Genomic DNA, 13,681 nt, shown 5'->3' on the forward strand with positions numbered 1-13,681 from the left:
TTTTGCTTAGCCGGGCAGGGGCCGCCCGGCGAGGGTCAGGTCAGGCAGCGCCTTTGACCTTGATACCCTTTTCATCGAAGAAGGCCTGCAATTCGCCGGCCTGGAACATTTCGCGCACGATATCGCAACCGCCCACGAACTCACCCTTCACATAAAGCTGCGGGATGGTTGGCCAGTTCGAATAATCCTTGATGCCCTGGCGCAGATCGTTGGAGGTCAACACGTTGACGCCCTTGTAGTCCACGCCGACGTAGTCGAGGATCTGCACGACCTGACCCGAGAAGCCGCACTGCGGAAAGCCTGGCGTGCCCTTCATGAACACGACGACGTCGTTGCTCTTCACTTCGTTGTCGATGTAGTCGTTGATTCCGCTCATGGGCCAAAATCCTTCTGCGCCCGTGGGAGTCGGGCTTGTAACATCGTCATGAAATAACCCCGACAGCGGGCCGAAACAAGATGTTTGCCGATCACCATTCCGAAAAGGCGCAAGCAACAGCCAGTTGCTGGGCCAAGCAGAACGCAGTCTCGGGCAGCCGATGACACGCCGAATCTGGCTTGTCTTGCTGGTTCTGTTGCTGACCGGTGCTGGGCTGGCGGCCTGGTTTGCATTGCGGTCGCAGCCGACCGAGCCTGCGGGACTGCCATCGGCGCCAACGGTTCCGATATCGCCGCAACCTTTGCCGCCGGCGGGCCAGGCTGTTCCATCCCCACCGCCGACAAAGATCGAGCTGCCTGAACCTTGCCGCGACTCTACTTTCGAGGCGGTCGCTTATGTTGTCTGCGAAATAGACCTGCGCCGCTACACGGTGACGTTGCACAGGCTGGATTCGGCGGGAAAGCCTTATGGCTCCGTCACGAAATTCACTGAAGCCATGCGTGTTGCCGGAACACCAGCGTTAATCGCCATGAATGCCGGCATGTACCACAAGGACCTGTCGCCGGTCGGTCTGTTCGTCGAGGACGGCCACAAAGGGGCGCCGCTCAACCGTGAGGACGCTGAGGGTAATTTCTTCCTCAAACCCAATGGTGTTTTTTATATCGGCACCGACGGCAAGGCGGGTGTTGCGGAAACCGGCGCCTTCGCCACCGCAAACCCAACGGTCACTTATGCCACCCAGTCTGGTCCGATGCTGGTGATCGATGGGGTGCTTCATCCGCGTTTCGAGCCGAATGGCATCTCGCGCTACATCCGCAACGGTGTCGGCGTTCGCGATCCTGATACGGTCGTTCTGGTGATTTCGCGCGGCGAAGTCAGCCTCGGCAGTTTCGCTCGATTGTTCCGGGATGCGCTTGGATGCCGCAATGCGCTGTTCTTCGATGGCGCAGTCTCGACCCTTTCCAATGGCACGGACAGGATCGTCGGGGGCTCGTTCCCCGCGGGGCCGATTTTGGCGGTGCGCATGAAGCCCTGAGACCAGCAGCAGCCTGAAAAAGCGTGACTTATTTGCGTGCGCGTATGCAGATGAAGCCAGGCATATGCGACAGTTCGGCGAAATGCCTGGCATCGGTCGTCTTCATTTCAGGCGCGGGTAGCGGCTCAACGAAGCGGTCAAGACACCAGCCGGATGCGGTGAGTGGGTTGAGGATATCCTGCAGTGGACGACGATAGGATTCCACATAGGGGTAAGGCCGCCCGAAGCCGGTCCAGTGTGTCCCCCAGCGATTGGTTTCGAAATAGGATTTCCCGCCGTGCGTGCTGGAATCCATCCAGTCGCGCATCGGATGGCTCATTGAGAAGACCAGCAAGCCGCCGGCGCGTGCGATGCGCGCAAACTCGCGAAACACAGTCTCCAACTGCTCGACATAATCGAGAGCAAGCGAGCAAAGAATGCGATCGACGCTCGCGTCGGGCATCCAATCGAGTGGGTGCCTGAAATCAGCTTCTCGAATCTCGACGTCAAGCCCTTCACACCGCTTACGGGCCAGCTCTACCATTTCGGGAGTGACATCGAAGGCCCGGACCCGTGCGCCTGCATCCGCCAGGATTTGGGAGACGATGCCGGAGCCGCAACCGGCATCGAGCACATCGAGGCCGGCTACATCGCCCAATAGCGCCAGCGAGGCGGGGCGTTCGTAAAGCGCATTGTGCGGTTTAGTCACGGCCGCACGATCATAACGCTCTGCGAAGGTTGCATAAGCGCGTTTTGCGAGAGGCTGATCAGCGCCTGCGCGGGAGTTTGTCGACATAAGAGGTAATCAGAGCACCTGCGTGCTCATTCAGGTACGCTGGTCTGCAGGGCGAGGGCATGCAGCACGCCGCCCATATTGCCCTTCAGCGCGTCGTAGACCATCTGGTGCTGCTGCACGCGGTTCTTGCCGCGGAAGCTCTCGGCCACGACTTCGGCCGCGTAATGGTCGCCATCGCCTGCGAGATCGCGGATCGTCACCTTGGCGTCCGGAATACCTTCCTTGATCAGCCGTTCGATGTCGCGGGAGTCCATAGCCATGGGACGTTCCTTCTTGTTCAGTTCCCCATGAAGCGAGGAAACCAGGATTCGTGCGCCGCTTTCAAGTCTTCGATTGATATGGCGCGCGCAGAACCCAGTTTCAATTCGCTGCCGCCGGTGTTGCCGATCCATGGCGCAAAGATGCCCAGCGCCTTGGCTTCGGCCCATAGAGCCTGCAATTCTTCCGACTGGCCGGCACATTTCACCGTCACGACATAGCGGCCCTGGTCTTCGCCGAAGAAGACCGGGATCGGATTGGCATCGCTCAGGCCGGGTACGGTCGCTCCGATGCCGGACGCCATCGCCATTTCGGCCAGCGCCACGGCGAGACCGCCATCCGACAGATCGTGCACGGCGGTTGCCGTGCCGCTGAGGATCAGCTTGCGCACGAAGTCGCCGACTTTCTTCTCATGGGCCAGGTCGACCGGCGGCGGCGGACCGTCGCTGCGGTTATGGATGTCACGCATATAGATCGACTGGGCGAGGTGACTGCCCCAGCCGGCGGGGCCGCCGATGAGCAGGATGACTTCGCCTTCACCGGCAAAGCGGAGCTTCGCCATCTTCGACCAGTCGTCGATCAGGCCTACGCCGCCGATGGTCGGGGTGGGCAGGATGCCTTGTCCGTTGGTTTCGTTGTAGAGCGAAACGTTGCCCGAGACGATCGGGAAGTCGAGTGCGCGGCAGGCATCGCCGATGCCCGTGACGGCCTTGGCGAACTGGCCCATGATCTCGGGCCGTTCCGGATTGCCGAAATTGAGGTTGTCAGTGGCTGCGAGCGGCAGCGAGCCCGTCGCAGTCAGGTTGCGCCAGCATTCCGCTACGGCCTGCTTGCCGCCCTCGTAGGGATCGGCCTCGCAATAGCGTGGCGTGACATCGGAGGAGAAGGCGAGCGCCTTGCTGGCGTGGCCGTCGACGCGCACAACGCCCGCGTCACCGCCCGGGATCTGCAGCGAATTGCCCTGGATCAGCGTGTCGTACTGCTCCCACACCCAGCGGCGCGACGAGAGATCCGGGCCGCCGAGCATCTTCAGCAGCGCGTCGGCCACGTCAGCCTGTGGAATGTCGTTGGCCGCCAGCGGCGCATGCTTGGCAGGCTCCACCCACGGGCGATCATATTCAGGCGCCTGGTCGCCCAGTTCCTTGATCGGCAGGTTGGCGACTTCCTCGCCCTGGTGCAGGACGCGGAAGCGCAGGTCGTCGGTGGTCTTGCCGACGATGGCGAAATCGAGCCCCCATTTGCGGAAGATCGCTTCGGCTTCCTGTTCTTTTTCGGGGCGCAGCACCATCAGCATGCGCTCCTGGCTCTCGGAGAGCATCATTTCATAGGCGCTCATGCGCTCTTCGCGCACCGGCACCTTGTCGAGGTCGAGCTCGATGCCGAGATCTCCCTTGGCGCCCATTTCGACGGCCGAACAGGTGAGGCCGGCGGCCCCCATGTCCTGGATCGCGATGACGGCGCCCGACGCCATCAATTCCAGGCATGCCTCCAGGAGGCATTTCTCGGTGAAGGGATCGCCGACCTGGACCGTCGGGCGCTTCTCCTCGATCTTGTCGTCGAATTCGGCCGAGGCCATGGTGGCGCCGCCGACGCCGTCCCGACCGGTCTTGGCGCCGAGATAGACGACCGGCAGGCCAACGCCCTTGGCCTGCGACAGGAAGATGCCGTCAGCCTTGGCGAGGCCTGCTGCGAAGGCGTTGACCAGGATGTTGCCGTTGTAGCGGGCGTCGAAATTGACCTCGCCGCCGACGGTCGGCACGCCGAACGAATTCCCATAGCCACCGACGCCGGCGACCACGCCGGCGACGAGGTGGCGGGTCTTGGGGTGGTCAGGCGCGCCGAAGCGCAGCGCGTTCATCGCAGCGACAGGCCGTGCCCCCATGGTGAAGACGTCGCGCAGGATGCCGCCGACACCGGTGGCTGCGCCCTGATAAGGTTCGATGAAGGAGGGGTGGTTGTGGCTCTCCATCTTGAAGACGACGACGTCGCCGTCTCCGATATCGACCACGCCGGCATTTTCGCCGGGGCCCTGGATAACGCGTGGCCCTTTGGTCGGCAGGGTACGCAGCCACTTCTTGGAGGATTTGTACGAGCAGTGCTCGTTCCACATCGCCGAGAAGATGCCGAGTTCAGTGAAAGACGGCTCGCGCCCCACAAGGTCGAGGATGCGCTGATATTCGTCGGGCTTCAGCCCATGGGCGGCGATCAGCTCTGGCGTGATTTTCACGGTGTTGGAGATGGTCATGGTGCGGCGGGCAGCTCCGAAAGCGTGTTGCGGCCCCTATAGCCGAACAGCCGGCGTTGCGACACTGCCGATTTCAGAAAAAAGGCCGCATGCCACAGGCAGTTTGCTTCTGGCTGGACTTGTGCGCCTGAATAAGAGGGTTTCGCGAGCTCTTTAGTGCTGGACTGGGCGGTGCCACCGGGATTGCCGGCGGTTCAGCCGAAGGAATCGTAACCCGCGCGGCCTTCTTCCAGCAGTCTGCGGATGATTTCCACACCGCGCGCGACTTCGCCGCGCTGGCTTGGCGCCGAGACGCCAAAACGCACGCCATGGAAGACCTGTTCGGAACGGCCGGCTTTGAATTCGTCCTCATCGTCGAGCAACACGCCGTTCTCAAACGATGCCTTCTTGAAAGTGCCGGAAAGCCAGGGGTCGGGCAAAGTGAGCCAGACGAAGGGCACGTTGTCGCGTGCCTGAAAAGCGAAACCGGCGAGCTTCTCGCGCACGACGGCGATGCGGGCGTCGATCTCGCGAATGCTGTCGCGGCGGATTTCATGCGCCTTGCCGGACAGCACCAGTCGGGCGCCGACTTCGGCAAGCAGGAACGGCAGGCCTCCGGTCAGCATCTTGTGTGCCACCTGGATACGGTGGCGGTAGGCGGGTGGGCAGGACAGCCAGCCGCCGCGCACCCCTGCAGACACCGATTTCGACAGGCCGCCAGCGACAATGGTGCGCTCCGGTGCGAATTCGGCCAGCAGCGGTGTCTTGTCGTCGGTGAGACCGCCATAAAGGTCATCCTCGACCAACAGCACATTGTATTCCCGCGCGATCAGCGCGATGTCACGCCGGCGCCCGACGTCGATCGTGGCCAATGTCGGGTTCTGCACGGTCGGCATCAGAAACATCATCTTGGGATGTTTCTGCGCGCAGACATGCTCGAAGTCCTCTGGATCGATGCCCTCGGCGTCGGAACCAACCAGCGCGATGCGTCGTCCGATCAGTCCTGCGCTGCGCGACACCTGCGAATAGGTCAGGTGCTCAAAGGCAATGTAATCACCGGGTGCCGTGAGCGCTGCAATCGCTGCCATCACAGCGGCATGGGTGCCGAGTGTCGGCACTATGCTGTCCGGGCTGGGGCGAAAACCATTGCGGGCAAGCCACAGGCTGCCGGCCTCCATCCAGTGCTGCGGGAAGTCACGCGTATAACTGGCGATTTCATAGGCGTGCTCGCGCGCGATCTGGGTCAGAAGCTCGGTGATGGCACCACCCTGACCGGTGTCGGGCGCTGCCGTGCTGTCGAAACGCAGCTTGCCCGCCGGCACCACGGCAAGACGTGTGCCTTCGGGATGGGAGGGGAGGGCGGGCTCGCCCGCTGGCGTGTTGGCGGAATGGCGTTCCAGCACATAGGTGCCGCGACCAACCTCCCCGCTGACCAGTCCCCGCTCTCGCAGCAACTGGTAGGCGCGGCCGATCGTGCCGACGGTCGCGCCGATGTCGTAAGCGAGATCGCGCTGTGGTGGCAATTTCGTGCCGGGACCAAGCACGCCACGGTCGATATCCGCTTCGATGCGGTCTGCCAGGCGCTGATACAGCGGGCCTGTGCCGGCGGATAGGTCGGGAAGCCAATTTGTCATGGTGACAATTTAGTATATTGTATCAATTGAAGAGTCAATACATATGGATTGCACCGCGATTGTTGCGGAGATTGTGACAATGGTGCCGTTATGACGAGTGCAATAGAGACAATTTATCGGAGACAATCTTCTCCGATCGAGCAACCATCAGGCCATTCTGGTTTTGGTCGTCGTGTGACGGTGATGATGGTCTCGTTTTCAGCCTGGCTGTCATTCGCGCTGGAGCGTCATCGCAGCCGAAAGATCTTGCTCGAAATGACTGACGAGCAATTGAAGGACATCGGGATTTCGCGCGCAGACGCTTATCGCGAAGGAATGCGTTCCTTCTTGGATTGAGCCGCGGTGCTCGTTGAGACGAGGTGCGATATGGAACGGAAAAAGAGATACCCTGCGCCTATACGCTCCACCGGGTGGGCGCTTCCGACTTTTACGAGCTCGCTGGACAATTTGCTGCGCTGGTGGAACGCGTTGCCGCAACATCAGCTCACGCGCCGCGGTCTGATGGAGCTCGATGACGAGCAGCTTGCCGAACTCGGCATGCCGCCGCGCCCAGGAACGATGTGAGCCGAAATCAAACGGAAATCTCCGAGAGACGGTTACCGTCAATGGCGAAAGTTTCCTAGTTCGGTTGCACCTTGCCGGCGCGTCGCCTGCCAACGACTTTGTCCGTGGCGACAGCGCAGATGCCGAGGATCACGAACAACGCTGCGACGCCAAGCGCTGCGGTCGCCACGCCGACAAAACCATTCTTGCCGATATCAAGAAACGGGTAGGGTACTTCGCCCGCGAAAGGCGCGCGGGCAAGCGCGTAGGTGACGTAGAGCACCGGATAGGCAAGCCACACAAAAATGTCGCCCCAGCGCGACGTGCCATCGGCCCCGGCCGCCAGCCACCACAGCACAAACAGCGCCGGCGCAATGTAGTGAAGCAGTATGTCGCACAACAGGAACAATCCCTGCGGCTGCCATAGCGGTGCCAGCACGACGAGATAGACGATGGCGACGACGCTGATTGCCACCGCAACGCCGGCACGCAGCCGTGGCGAGGCGAAAGCCTGCACCCAGGCATTGCCCGTGGAGGACAGCAACGCGATGTGGACCATCACCGCAGCGATGTTGGTGAGGATGGTGAAGAAGCTGAAATAGAAGACGACAGAGCCGAGAAGGCTGCGACCCGCGGCCATCGAAGCCGGAATGGTGATCGCGAATTGCAGGATCAGACCGGCCAAGCCTACCACCAGTTCGGCAATCTGCAGGATGCGCCCCATCGGGTGCTCAGTTGCCTATGCTTTTGCGCCGCAGTCGCTGCTGCCGGTCTGCCAGCGGGCGATATCGGAACCGATGCGGCCGGAGAGCGGTTCGCTCATCAGCGGGCCGAACACTTCGACCCGGTTGGAGTTGCCGCGTGCCTGCACCACCAGCAGCGGCTTGCCGCCATAATGCTTGGCCGGCACAAGCAGGAAGCGCGGTGTGCCGCCGAAATTGTTCAGCTCGTTGGCCATCTGGTAGGATTTGAAAGCCGGGTCCTTCGAAGCGATCCAGCATTTGTGCGCAGCAATCGCCACCTGTTCCATGGCGCGCAGCGAAGCACTTTTGCCGCCGCCGCTGGGCGCGGAGTTATAGGACTTCGACTGGCAAGCCACCAGTGCGAGGCTTGCGAGGGCGACAATGCCGAAACGAATGGCCGTCTTTGCTGCGTTCATCGTTTCGGCTTCCCCAAGTCGAGATAAGATTTCAGTGGTGTTGAAAAGGTCGTGTTCAGGCAGCGATGCCGAGCGCGCCTTCGAAAAGGGCACGACCATCGTTGCCGCCATGCGCCGCCTCGATCAGGTTCTCGGGATGCGGCATCAGGCCGAGTACATTGCCCTTGTCGTTGATGATGCCGGCGATGTCGTTGATCGAGCCGTTCGGATTGGTATCTTCGGCGTAGCGGAACACGACGCGGCCTTCGCCTTCGATGCGAGCGAGCGTGTCGGCATCGGCGAAATAGTTGCCGTCATGATGCGCCACCGGACAGCGGATGATCTGGTTCGGCTGATAGCCTCGTGTAAACGCCGTGTTGGCGTTGGCGACCTGCAGCTTCACTTCGCGGCAGACGAATTTCAGCGACGCATTGCGCATCAGTGCGCCGGGCAAAAGGCCCGCCTCGACCAGGATCTGAAACCCGTTGCAGACGCCCACCACCATCACGCCCTTGGCCGCTTTCTCAGCCACCGCCCGCATCACCGGCGAGCGTGCCGCGATCGCGCCGCAACGCAGATAGTCGCCGAACGAGAAGCCGCCGGGAATGGCGATCAGGTCGACATCGGGGATTTCCGTATCGGTCTGCCAGACCGTGGCCGGTGCGGTGCCGGAAATCTTGGTCAGTGCCGCGATCATATCGCGGTCGCGATTGAGGCCGGGGAGAAGGACGACGGCTGTTTTCATGGTCTATCGCACAATCTGGGGAGCAATTTTCTGAAAAGCGAGGGCACCGACACGTTTGGCCTCTGCACGGCTGCTGGCAATGCAACGCATGAGCAGCAACTGGTGATCCTGATAAAGCGTGTAGGTGTTGGCATAGATGTTGTCGGAGATCTTCACGTCACTGACAAAACCGACGGCATTCTTGAGGTTCGATTTTTTCAAGCTGTAGCATTCAGTGCCGCTTTTGGCGGCATTTTTCTTGCATATGTCCAACATTGTCTGCGCCGTTGTCTTGCCGGTGCGGACGCGATCCTCCATGCCAAGCGGCGCTTTCGAGAGCTGGACATCGATTGCCGTGAACCCTTTGCAATCGCTGCAGGACAGGACGAGCCGCTTGCCCTGGGGTTTCGTCGACCATTTGCCGGCAAGCGCCTTGGTATCGACCTTGCTCAGGTCGGTAAGCTGCATCGCAATTGCCGGCCCTCCCAGCGACATCGATGCGAGGAGCGTCGTTGCGATAAGCTTCTTCATACGATTGCTCATCGCCACCTTTGTCACGGCTAGACGAAGCTCACCGAATAATTCTCGATCACAGTATTCGCCAACAGCTTGTCGCACATGGCCTTGAGTTCGTTCTCGGCCTTGGCCTTGTCGGTCCCATCGAGTTCGATGTCGAACACCTTGCCCTGGCGCACCTGGCCGACGCCGTCGAAGCCGAGGCCGCCCAAGGCATGTTCGATTGCCTTGCCCTGCGGGTCGAGCACGCCATTTTTCAGGGTTACGGTGACGCGGGCTTTAATCACGCTATGCAATCCTCGTTGTAGTCGTCCGGATGGTCGTTTGGTCGGCTCCGGCGGAAGCTGCCCCAGGAACCGGATGCGCCGACTTCGGGTAAGAGGCCGGCGCGGGGTGTCGTCTCAGTGCTTGGTGTCCTTCGGGCCGCTTGAGGCGACCAGAACCGGCCCGGTCGGGCGCATTGGCTCGTTCTCGTTCATGATGCCGAGGCGGCGCGCCACTTCCTGGTAGGCCTCGACCAGCCCGCCCATGTCGCGGCGGAAACGGTCCTTGTCGAGCTTGTCCTGGGTGGCGACATCCCACAGGCGGCACGAGTCGGGTGAAATCTCGTCGGCCACGACGATGCGCATCATGTCGCCTTCGAACAGGCGGCCGCATTCGATCTTGAAGTCGATGAGCTGGATGCCGACGCCGAGGAACAGGCCGGAGAGGAAATCGTTGACGCGGATGGCCAGCGCCATGATGTCATCGATTTCCTGCGGGCTTGCCCAGCCGAAAGCCGTGATGTGTTCTTCCGACACCATCGGATCGTCCAACGCATCGGCCTTGTAGTAGAATTCGATGATCGAGCGCGGCAGGACGGTGCCTTCCTCGATGCCAAGCCGCTTGGCCAGCGAGCCTGCGGCGACGTTGCGCACCACCACTTCCAGCGGAATGATCTCGACTTCCTTGATCAGCTGCTCGCGCATGTTGAGCCGACGGATGAAGTGGGTCGGGATACCCATGCGGTTGAGATGGTTGAAGATGTGCTCGGAGATGCGGTTGTTGAGCACGCCCTTGCCGTCGACCACTTCGTGCTTCTTCTTGTTGAACGCGGTGGCATCGTCCTTGAAGAACTGGATCAGTGTTCCGGGCTCGGGCCCTTCATAGAGGATCTTGGCCTTGCCTTCGTAGATGCGGCGGCGTGACTTCATCTGGTTTTTTCTCTGGTTGGAAGGGCAGGCGGCAATGACCGGTCCCTTTCTTTCGCGGCACGTGGCGGCGGCTATGGGTCTCAATCGCGGTCTCTACCGCAATCGTGGGCGTCGCTCAATCGGCAAATCGGTTGAATCACTGCTTTCCGGGCCGAAATGCCGCAACGCAACAAGCAAGCGATAGGTAAGATCACATATTGACCGCGCGCCAGCCATTTGGTTTGAGAAATCCCGATAGCGATATATCGACCACCAACCGAATCGGTTCCACCGGAGGATTTGCGATGAGCAGCATGAAGGACCGTGAAGAGGGCTTCGAGCGCAAGTTCGTCTTCGACGAGGAACTGCGTTTCAAGGCGAACGCGCGCCGCAACAAGGCACTCGGCCTGTGGGCAGCCGAAAAGCTGGGCAAGACCGGCGCCGATGCCGACGCCTATGCCAAGGAAGTTGTGGTCTCGGACATCGAGGAAGCGGGCGACCATGACGTGTTCCGCAAGATCCGCAAGGATTTCGATGCTGCCAATATCGACCAGTCCGATCACCAGATCCGTCGCACCATGGATGAACTGATGGCCCAGGCCATCGAGCAGATCAAGAACACCTGATCACCGGGCGCCGGAACGACTGGACCAATGGACCGCCCGGTTTTTCCGGGCGGTTTTTCTTTGCCTTTTCCGTCATTTCCGGCTGAAACTGGATTCAAATCGAGCGTTCCCGTTTTCACGGAAACGCTCCTGCTTTTTGTTTTTATGCAGTTCCGGACGCAAAGGCGCTTCGCGCTTTTGTTGGAATTGCTCTGGAGAGGAAATCGCCGATGTCCCTGAAAGCCCGCCTGGAAGCCGATGAAACGCTGTGCACCGCCTGGTCCGGGGTGCCGGATGCATTGACCGTCGAGATCGTCGCCAGGCAGGGGTTCGACGCGGTGACGCTCGACATGCAGCATGGCGGCCACAACGAGGACAGTGTGCTGCGCTCGATCGCGCCGATTCAGTCCGTCGGCAAGCCGGCCTTGGTGCGCATTCCGGTCGGTCGTTTCGACATGGCCAGCCGCGCGCTGGATTTCGGCGCCGAGGCGGTGATCGCGCCGATGGTCAATTCGGTGGCTGACGCCAAGTCTTTCGCCGCGGCGATGAAATATCCGCCGCTTGGCGAACGTTCCTGGGGTCCGACCTATGCTTTTCCGCGCCATGGCAAGGGCACGCAGGCCGACTGGCTGAAGGAGAGCAATCAACGCACGCTGGCTTTCGCCATGGTCGAGACGCGTGCGGCGCTCGCTGCATTGGACGGCATTCTCGAAACGCCCGGTATCGACGGCATTTTCGTCGGCCCCTCGGATTTCTCGATCGCCTGGAGCAATGGCGCGGTCGTGGACTCGACGCTCGAGGACATGATGGAGACCGTCGCGCTGATCGCCGAGCGCAGCCGCAAGGCGGGCAAGCATGCGGCGATCTACGTTCTGGATGCAGGCCTCAGCGGACGTCTCGTCAAGATGGGCTACCGGCTTCTCGCCATGGGGTCCGAACAAGCACTGGTTGGGCTTGGTGCCAAGTCGCTGCTTGCGAGCGTGAAAGCGTCGATCGGTGAATAGTGAGTAGCGAGGTAGTGAGTAGTGATAGGCTAATCCACTCACTACTCACTACCTCGCTACAATCTCGACAGGAAATGCGCGAAGGTCATCGAGCCTTCCGGCCATGGGCCGTGACCGGATTCCGAATTGAGATGGCCGGTTTCGCCGGCGTCGATGAACAGCGAACCCCATGCACCGGCAAGGTCCTCCGCGATCTCGAAATCGCAGAACGGGTCGTTGCGGCTGGCGATCACCATTGAGGGGAATGGCAGCGGGTCGCGCGGGTAGGGGCCGAAGGTCATCAGGTGCTTGGGCTTGATCTTCGGATTGGCGACATCCGGCGGCGCCACGAAGAAACCACCGGCAATCGGCTTCTTGCACAGCGGCAACGCCTGGATCGCGGTCGGCACGCCGAGCGAATGCGCGACCAGCACGATCGGCTTGGTAGCCTCATTGACCGCTTCGGCGACGCGAGCCGTCCAGTCTTCGCGAACGGGTTTCGACCATTCTGCCTGTTCCACGCGCCGCGCGGTCGATAGTTTCGCCTCCCAGCGGCTCTGCCAGTGGTCAGGCCCCGAATTGGTGTAGCCGGGTACGATGAGGATGTCGGTGTCCTTGACTTTCATGGCTCCGATGTAGCGAGCGGCGTCGCCCGGCGCAATGGTGCGGCATCGTCGTCGCCATGTGAACGACGTGTTCGATTTTTGCCGCCTTGTGTGAACGATGGAAATCTTCCATTTGCTTGGTGACACAATCACCGCCGCGTACCTTCGGAGATAGGATTTTGCGACTGACGCGACGTACAATGATGGGCGCAACCGGTGCGCTGGCTCTGGGAGCCATCACCGCTGCGGCTCGCTCGGAGACCAGGATGAGCACTTTGCCCTTTGCCGCCACCACACCGGTCAGCGTCGCTCGCGTAGGGTTGAAAGCCCGCGACGCCGACAGTCTCGCCGCGTATTACCGAACTGTCGTTGGTCTGGAAGAACTTGGCCGCGATGGAGAAACGATCACGCTGGGCGCGGCAGGCCGCCCACTCCTGGTGCTGGAGCGTGACCCGGCCGCCAAGCCGGATGATCCGCGCAGCGCCGGCCTGTTCCATACTGCGTTCCTTCTGCCCAGCCGCGCCGATCTCGGTCGCTGGATCAACCACGCCATCGAAAACAAGATCGCCGTGGAAGGCGCCTCCGACCATCTGGTCTCGGAAGCCGCCTATCTCACCGATCCGGAGGGCAACGGCATCGAGATCTATGCCGATCGTCCGCACGACACGTGGAAGTGGAACGGGCCGACCGTCGAGATGGCGACGATGCGCATGGACATCCCCGGCGTGATCGGTTCCGTGCCCGCCGGCGATACCGGCTGGAAGGGCGCACCGGAAAACACAGTCGTCGGTCACGTCCATCTGCGGGTCGGCGATCCGAACGAGGCCGAGGCCTGGTGGAACACCGAATTCGGCTTCGATACGGTCACGAAATACGGCTCGCAGGCGGTATTCCTGTCGTCTGGCGGCTATCACCATCATATCGGTGCCAATACCTGGCAGAGCGCGGGCGCCGGCAAACGTGACGCCGGCCGTTCGGGACTGTCCTGGGTCGAGATGCGCTCGTCGGAAGCCAAGGCGCCATCGACCTATGTCGATCCCTGGGGTACGGTGATCCGCGCAGTGCCCGGAGTTCCTGCATGAAGAGTTCCTG

18 protein-coding genes are annotated in these 13,681 nt (G+C 61.3%); 6 read left to right on the plus strand and 12 right to left on the minus strand.

All coding sequences use genetic code 11. The features are described from left to right. Positions 1-40 precede the first annotated feature (40 nt). On the minus strand, positions 41-376 hold the full coding sequence (grxD, locus tag AO692_RS31650; RefSeq protein WP_054314027.1) for a Grx4 family monothiol glutaredoxin: 336 nt from the start codon (positions 374-376) through the stop codon (positions 41-43). Between the two features lie 160 nt (positions 377-536). Between grxD and AO692_RS31655 the strand changes: the two genes are divergently transcribed. Then, positions 537-1,412: a phosphodiester glycosidase family protein gene (locus AO692_RS31655; protein WP_082407731.1), complete on the plus strand. Its 876-nt coding sequence runs from the start codon at positions 537-539 to the stop codon at positions 1,410-1,412. A 28-nt stretch (positions 1,413-1,440) separates the two neighbouring features. Here the strand turns inward: AO692_RS31655 and AO692_RS31660 are convergent, their stop codons facing one another. From AO692_RS31660 to AO692_RS31675, 4 genes are all read right to left on the minus strand, one after another. Further along, the gene (locus AO692_RS31660) at positions 1,441-2,100 is read right to left on the minus strand and encodes a class I SAM-dependent methyltransferase (protein ID WP_244483572.1); all 660 of its coding nucleotides are present in this window, start codon (positions 2,098-2,100) and stop codon (positions 1,441-1,443) included. 113 nt (positions 2,101-2,213) lie between these two features. Beyond that, entirely contained in the window at positions 2,214-2,447 is a 234-nt protein-coding gene (locus AO692_RS31665) for a BolA family transcriptional regulator (protein ID WP_054314029.1), read from the minus strand. Between the two features lie 17 nt (positions 2,448-2,464). Beyond that, complete coding sequence (gene purL, locus AO692_RS31670) at positions 2,465-4,690, minus strand: phosphoribosylformylglycinamidine synthase subunit PurL (RefSeq protein ID WP_054314030.1); 2,226 nt, start codon at positions 4,688-4,690, stop codon at positions 2,465-2,467. A gap of 194 nt (positions 4,691-4,884) precedes the next feature. Further along, a complete protein-coding gene (locus tag AO692_RS31675; RefSeq protein ID WP_054314031.1) occupies positions 4,885-6,303 on the minus strand; it encodes a PLP-dependent aminotransferase family protein in 1,419 nt (472 codons plus the stop codon). 90 nt (positions 6,304-6,393) lie between these two features. Between AO692_RS31675 and AO692_RS31680 the strand changes: the two genes are divergently transcribed. Next, positions 6,394-6,639 carry a DUF1127 domain-containing protein gene (locus AO692_RS31680; RefSeq protein WP_054314032.1) on the plus strand — a complete coding sequence of 82 codons (246 nt, stop codon included), beginning with the start codon at positions 6,394-6,396 and terminating at the stop codon, positions 6,637-6,639. Positions 6,640-6,669: 30 nt separating this feature from the next. After that, positions 6,670-6,867 (plus strand): hypothetical protein, encoded by a 198-nt coding sequence (locus tag AO692_RS33045; protein ID WP_152980048.1) that lies wholly within the window; start codon positions 6,670-6,672, stop codon positions 6,865-6,867. A 55-nt stretch (positions 6,868-6,922) separates the two neighbouring features. Here the strand turns inward: AO692_RS33045 and AO692_RS31685 are convergent, their stop codons facing one another. From AO692_RS31685 to purC, 6 genes are all read right to left on the minus strand, one after another. Further along, the gene (locus AO692_RS31685; RefSeq protein WP_054314033.1) at positions 6,923-7,570 is read right to left on the minus strand and encodes a Pr6Pr family membrane protein; all 648 of its coding nucleotides are present in this window, start codon (positions 7,568-7,570) and stop codon (positions 6,923-6,925) included. Between the two features lie 15 nt (positions 7,571-7,585). Then, positions 7,586-8,005 (minus strand): hypothetical protein, encoded by a 420-nt coding sequence (locus tag AO692_RS31690; protein ID WP_054314086.1) that lies wholly within the window; start codon positions 8,003-8,005, stop codon positions 7,586-7,588. A 55-nt stretch (positions 8,006-8,060) separates the two neighbouring features. Next, on the minus strand, positions 8,061-8,729 hold the full coding sequence (purQ, locus tag AO692_RS31695; protein ID WP_054314034.1) for a phosphoribosylformylglycinamidine synthase subunit PurQ: 669 nt from the start codon (positions 8,727-8,729) through the stop codon (positions 8,061-8,063). Positions 8,730-8,732: 3 nt separating this feature from the next. Beyond that, positions 8,733-9,239 (minus strand): hypothetical protein, encoded by a 507-nt coding sequence (locus tag AO692_RS31700; RefSeq protein ID WP_054314035.1) that lies wholly within the window; start codon positions 9,237-9,239, stop codon positions 8,733-8,735. Positions 9,240-9,268: 29 nt separating this feature from the next. Continuing rightward, the gene (gene purS / locus AO692_RS31705; RefSeq protein WP_054314036.1) at positions 9,269-9,511 is read right to left on the minus strand and encodes a phosphoribosylformylglycinamidine synthase subunit PurS; all 243 of its coding nucleotides are present in this window, start codon (positions 9,509-9,511) and stop codon (positions 9,269-9,271) included. 114 nt (positions 9,512-9,625) lie between these two features. After that, positions 9,626-10,417 (minus strand): phosphoribosylaminoimidazolesuccinocarboxamide synthase, encoded by a 792-nt coding sequence (purC, locus tag AO692_RS31710; RefSeq protein WP_054314037.1) that lies wholly within the window; start codon positions 10,415-10,417, stop codon positions 9,626-9,628. Between the two features lie 284 nt (positions 10,418-10,701). On the opposite strand from purC, the gene AO692_RS31715 reads away from it, so the two are divergent. Further along, positions 10,702-11,022, plus strand: coding sequence for a DUF1476 domain-containing protein (locus AO692_RS31715; RefSeq protein WP_054314038.1), 321 nt, complete (start codon positions 10,702-10,704; stop codon positions 11,020-11,022). Between the two features lie 209 nt (positions 11,023-11,231). Beyond that, on the plus strand, positions 11,232-12,005 hold the full coding sequence (locus AO692_RS31720) for an HpcH/HpaI aldolase/citrate lyase family protein (RefSeq protein WP_054314039.1): 774 nt from the start codon (positions 11,232-11,234) through the stop codon (positions 12,003-12,005). Between the two features lie 56 nt (positions 12,006-12,061). On the opposite strand, the gene AO692_RS31725 is transcribed toward AO692_RS31720, so the two are convergent. Beyond that, complete coding sequence (locus AO692_RS31725) at positions 12,062-12,610, minus strand: alpha/beta hydrolase (protein WP_054314040.1); 549 nt, start codon at positions 12,608-12,610, stop codon at positions 12,062-12,064. A gap of 158 nt (positions 12,611-12,768) precedes the next feature. On the opposite strand from AO692_RS31725, the gene AO692_RS31730 reads away from it, so the two are divergent. Continuing rightward, positions 12,769-13,671 (plus strand): VOC family protein, encoded by a 903-nt coding sequence (locus AO692_RS31730; protein ID WP_244483573.1) that lies wholly within the window; start codon positions 12,769-12,771, stop codon positions 13,669-13,671. Positions 13,672-13,681: the final 10 nt, after the last annotated feature.

The organism is Mesorhizobium sp. 1M-11, assembly GCF_001303895.1.
Taxonomy (GTDB): domain Bacteria; phylum Pseudomonadota; class Alphaproteobacteria; order Rhizobiales; family Rhizobiaceae; genus Mesorhizobium.

Coding starts and splice junctions, on each gene's coding strand:
- grxD (WP_054314027.1), bottom strand. CDS start 376: ATGAGCGGAATCAACGACTACATCGACAACGAAGTGAAGAGCAACGAC.
- AO692_RS31655 (WP_082407731.1), top strand. CDS start 537: ATGACACGCCGAATCTGGCTTGTCTTGCTGGTTCTGTTGCTGACCGGT.
- AO692_RS31665 (WP_054314029.1), bottom strand. CDS start 2,447: ATGGCTATGGACTCCCGCGACATCGAACGGCTGATCAAGGAAGGTATT.
- purL (WP_054314030.1), bottom strand. CDS start 4,690: ATGACCATCTCCAACACCGTGAAAATCACGCCAGAGCTGATCGCCGCC.
- AO692_RS31675 (WP_054314031.1), bottom strand. CDS start 6,303: ATGACAAATTGGCTTCCCGACCTATCCGCCGGCACAGGCCCGCTGTAT.
- AO692_RS31680 (WP_054314032.1), top strand. CDS start 6,394: ATGACGAGTGCAATAGAGACAATTTATCGGAGACAATCTTCTCCGATC.
- AO692_RS33045 (WP_152980048.1), top strand. CDS start 6,670: ATGGAACGGAAAAAGAGATACCCTGCGCCTATACGCTCCACCGGGTGG.
- AO692_RS31685 (WP_054314033.1), bottom strand. CDS start 7,570: ATGGGGCGCATCCTGCAGATTGCCGAACTGGTGGTAGGCTTGGCCGGT.
- AO692_RS31690 (WP_054314086.1), bottom strand. CDS start 8,005: ATGAACGCAGCAAAGACGGCCATTCGTTTCGGCATTGTCGCCCTCGCA.
- purQ (WP_054314034.1), bottom strand. CDS start 8,729: ATGAAAACAGCCGTCGTCCTTCTCCCCGGCCTCAATCGCGACCGCGAT.
- AO692_RS31700 (WP_054314035.1), bottom strand. CDS start 9,239: ATGAAGAAGCTTATCGCAACGACGCTCCTCGCATCGATGTCGCTGGGA.
- purC (WP_054314037.1), bottom strand. CDS start 10,417: ATGAAGTCACGCCGCCGCATCTACGAAGGCAAGGCCAAGATCCTCTAT.
- AO692_RS31715 (WP_054314038.1), top strand. CDS start 10,702: ATGAGCAGCATGAAGGACCGTGAAGAGGGCTTCGAGCGCAAGTTCGTC.
- AO692_RS31720 (WP_054314039.1), top strand. CDS start 11,232: ATGTCCCTGAAAGCCCGCCTGGAAGCCGATGAAACGCTGTGCACCGCC.
- AO692_RS31725 (WP_054314040.1), bottom strand. CDS start 12,610: ATGAAAGTCAAGGACACCGACATCCTCATCGTACCCGGCTACACCAAT.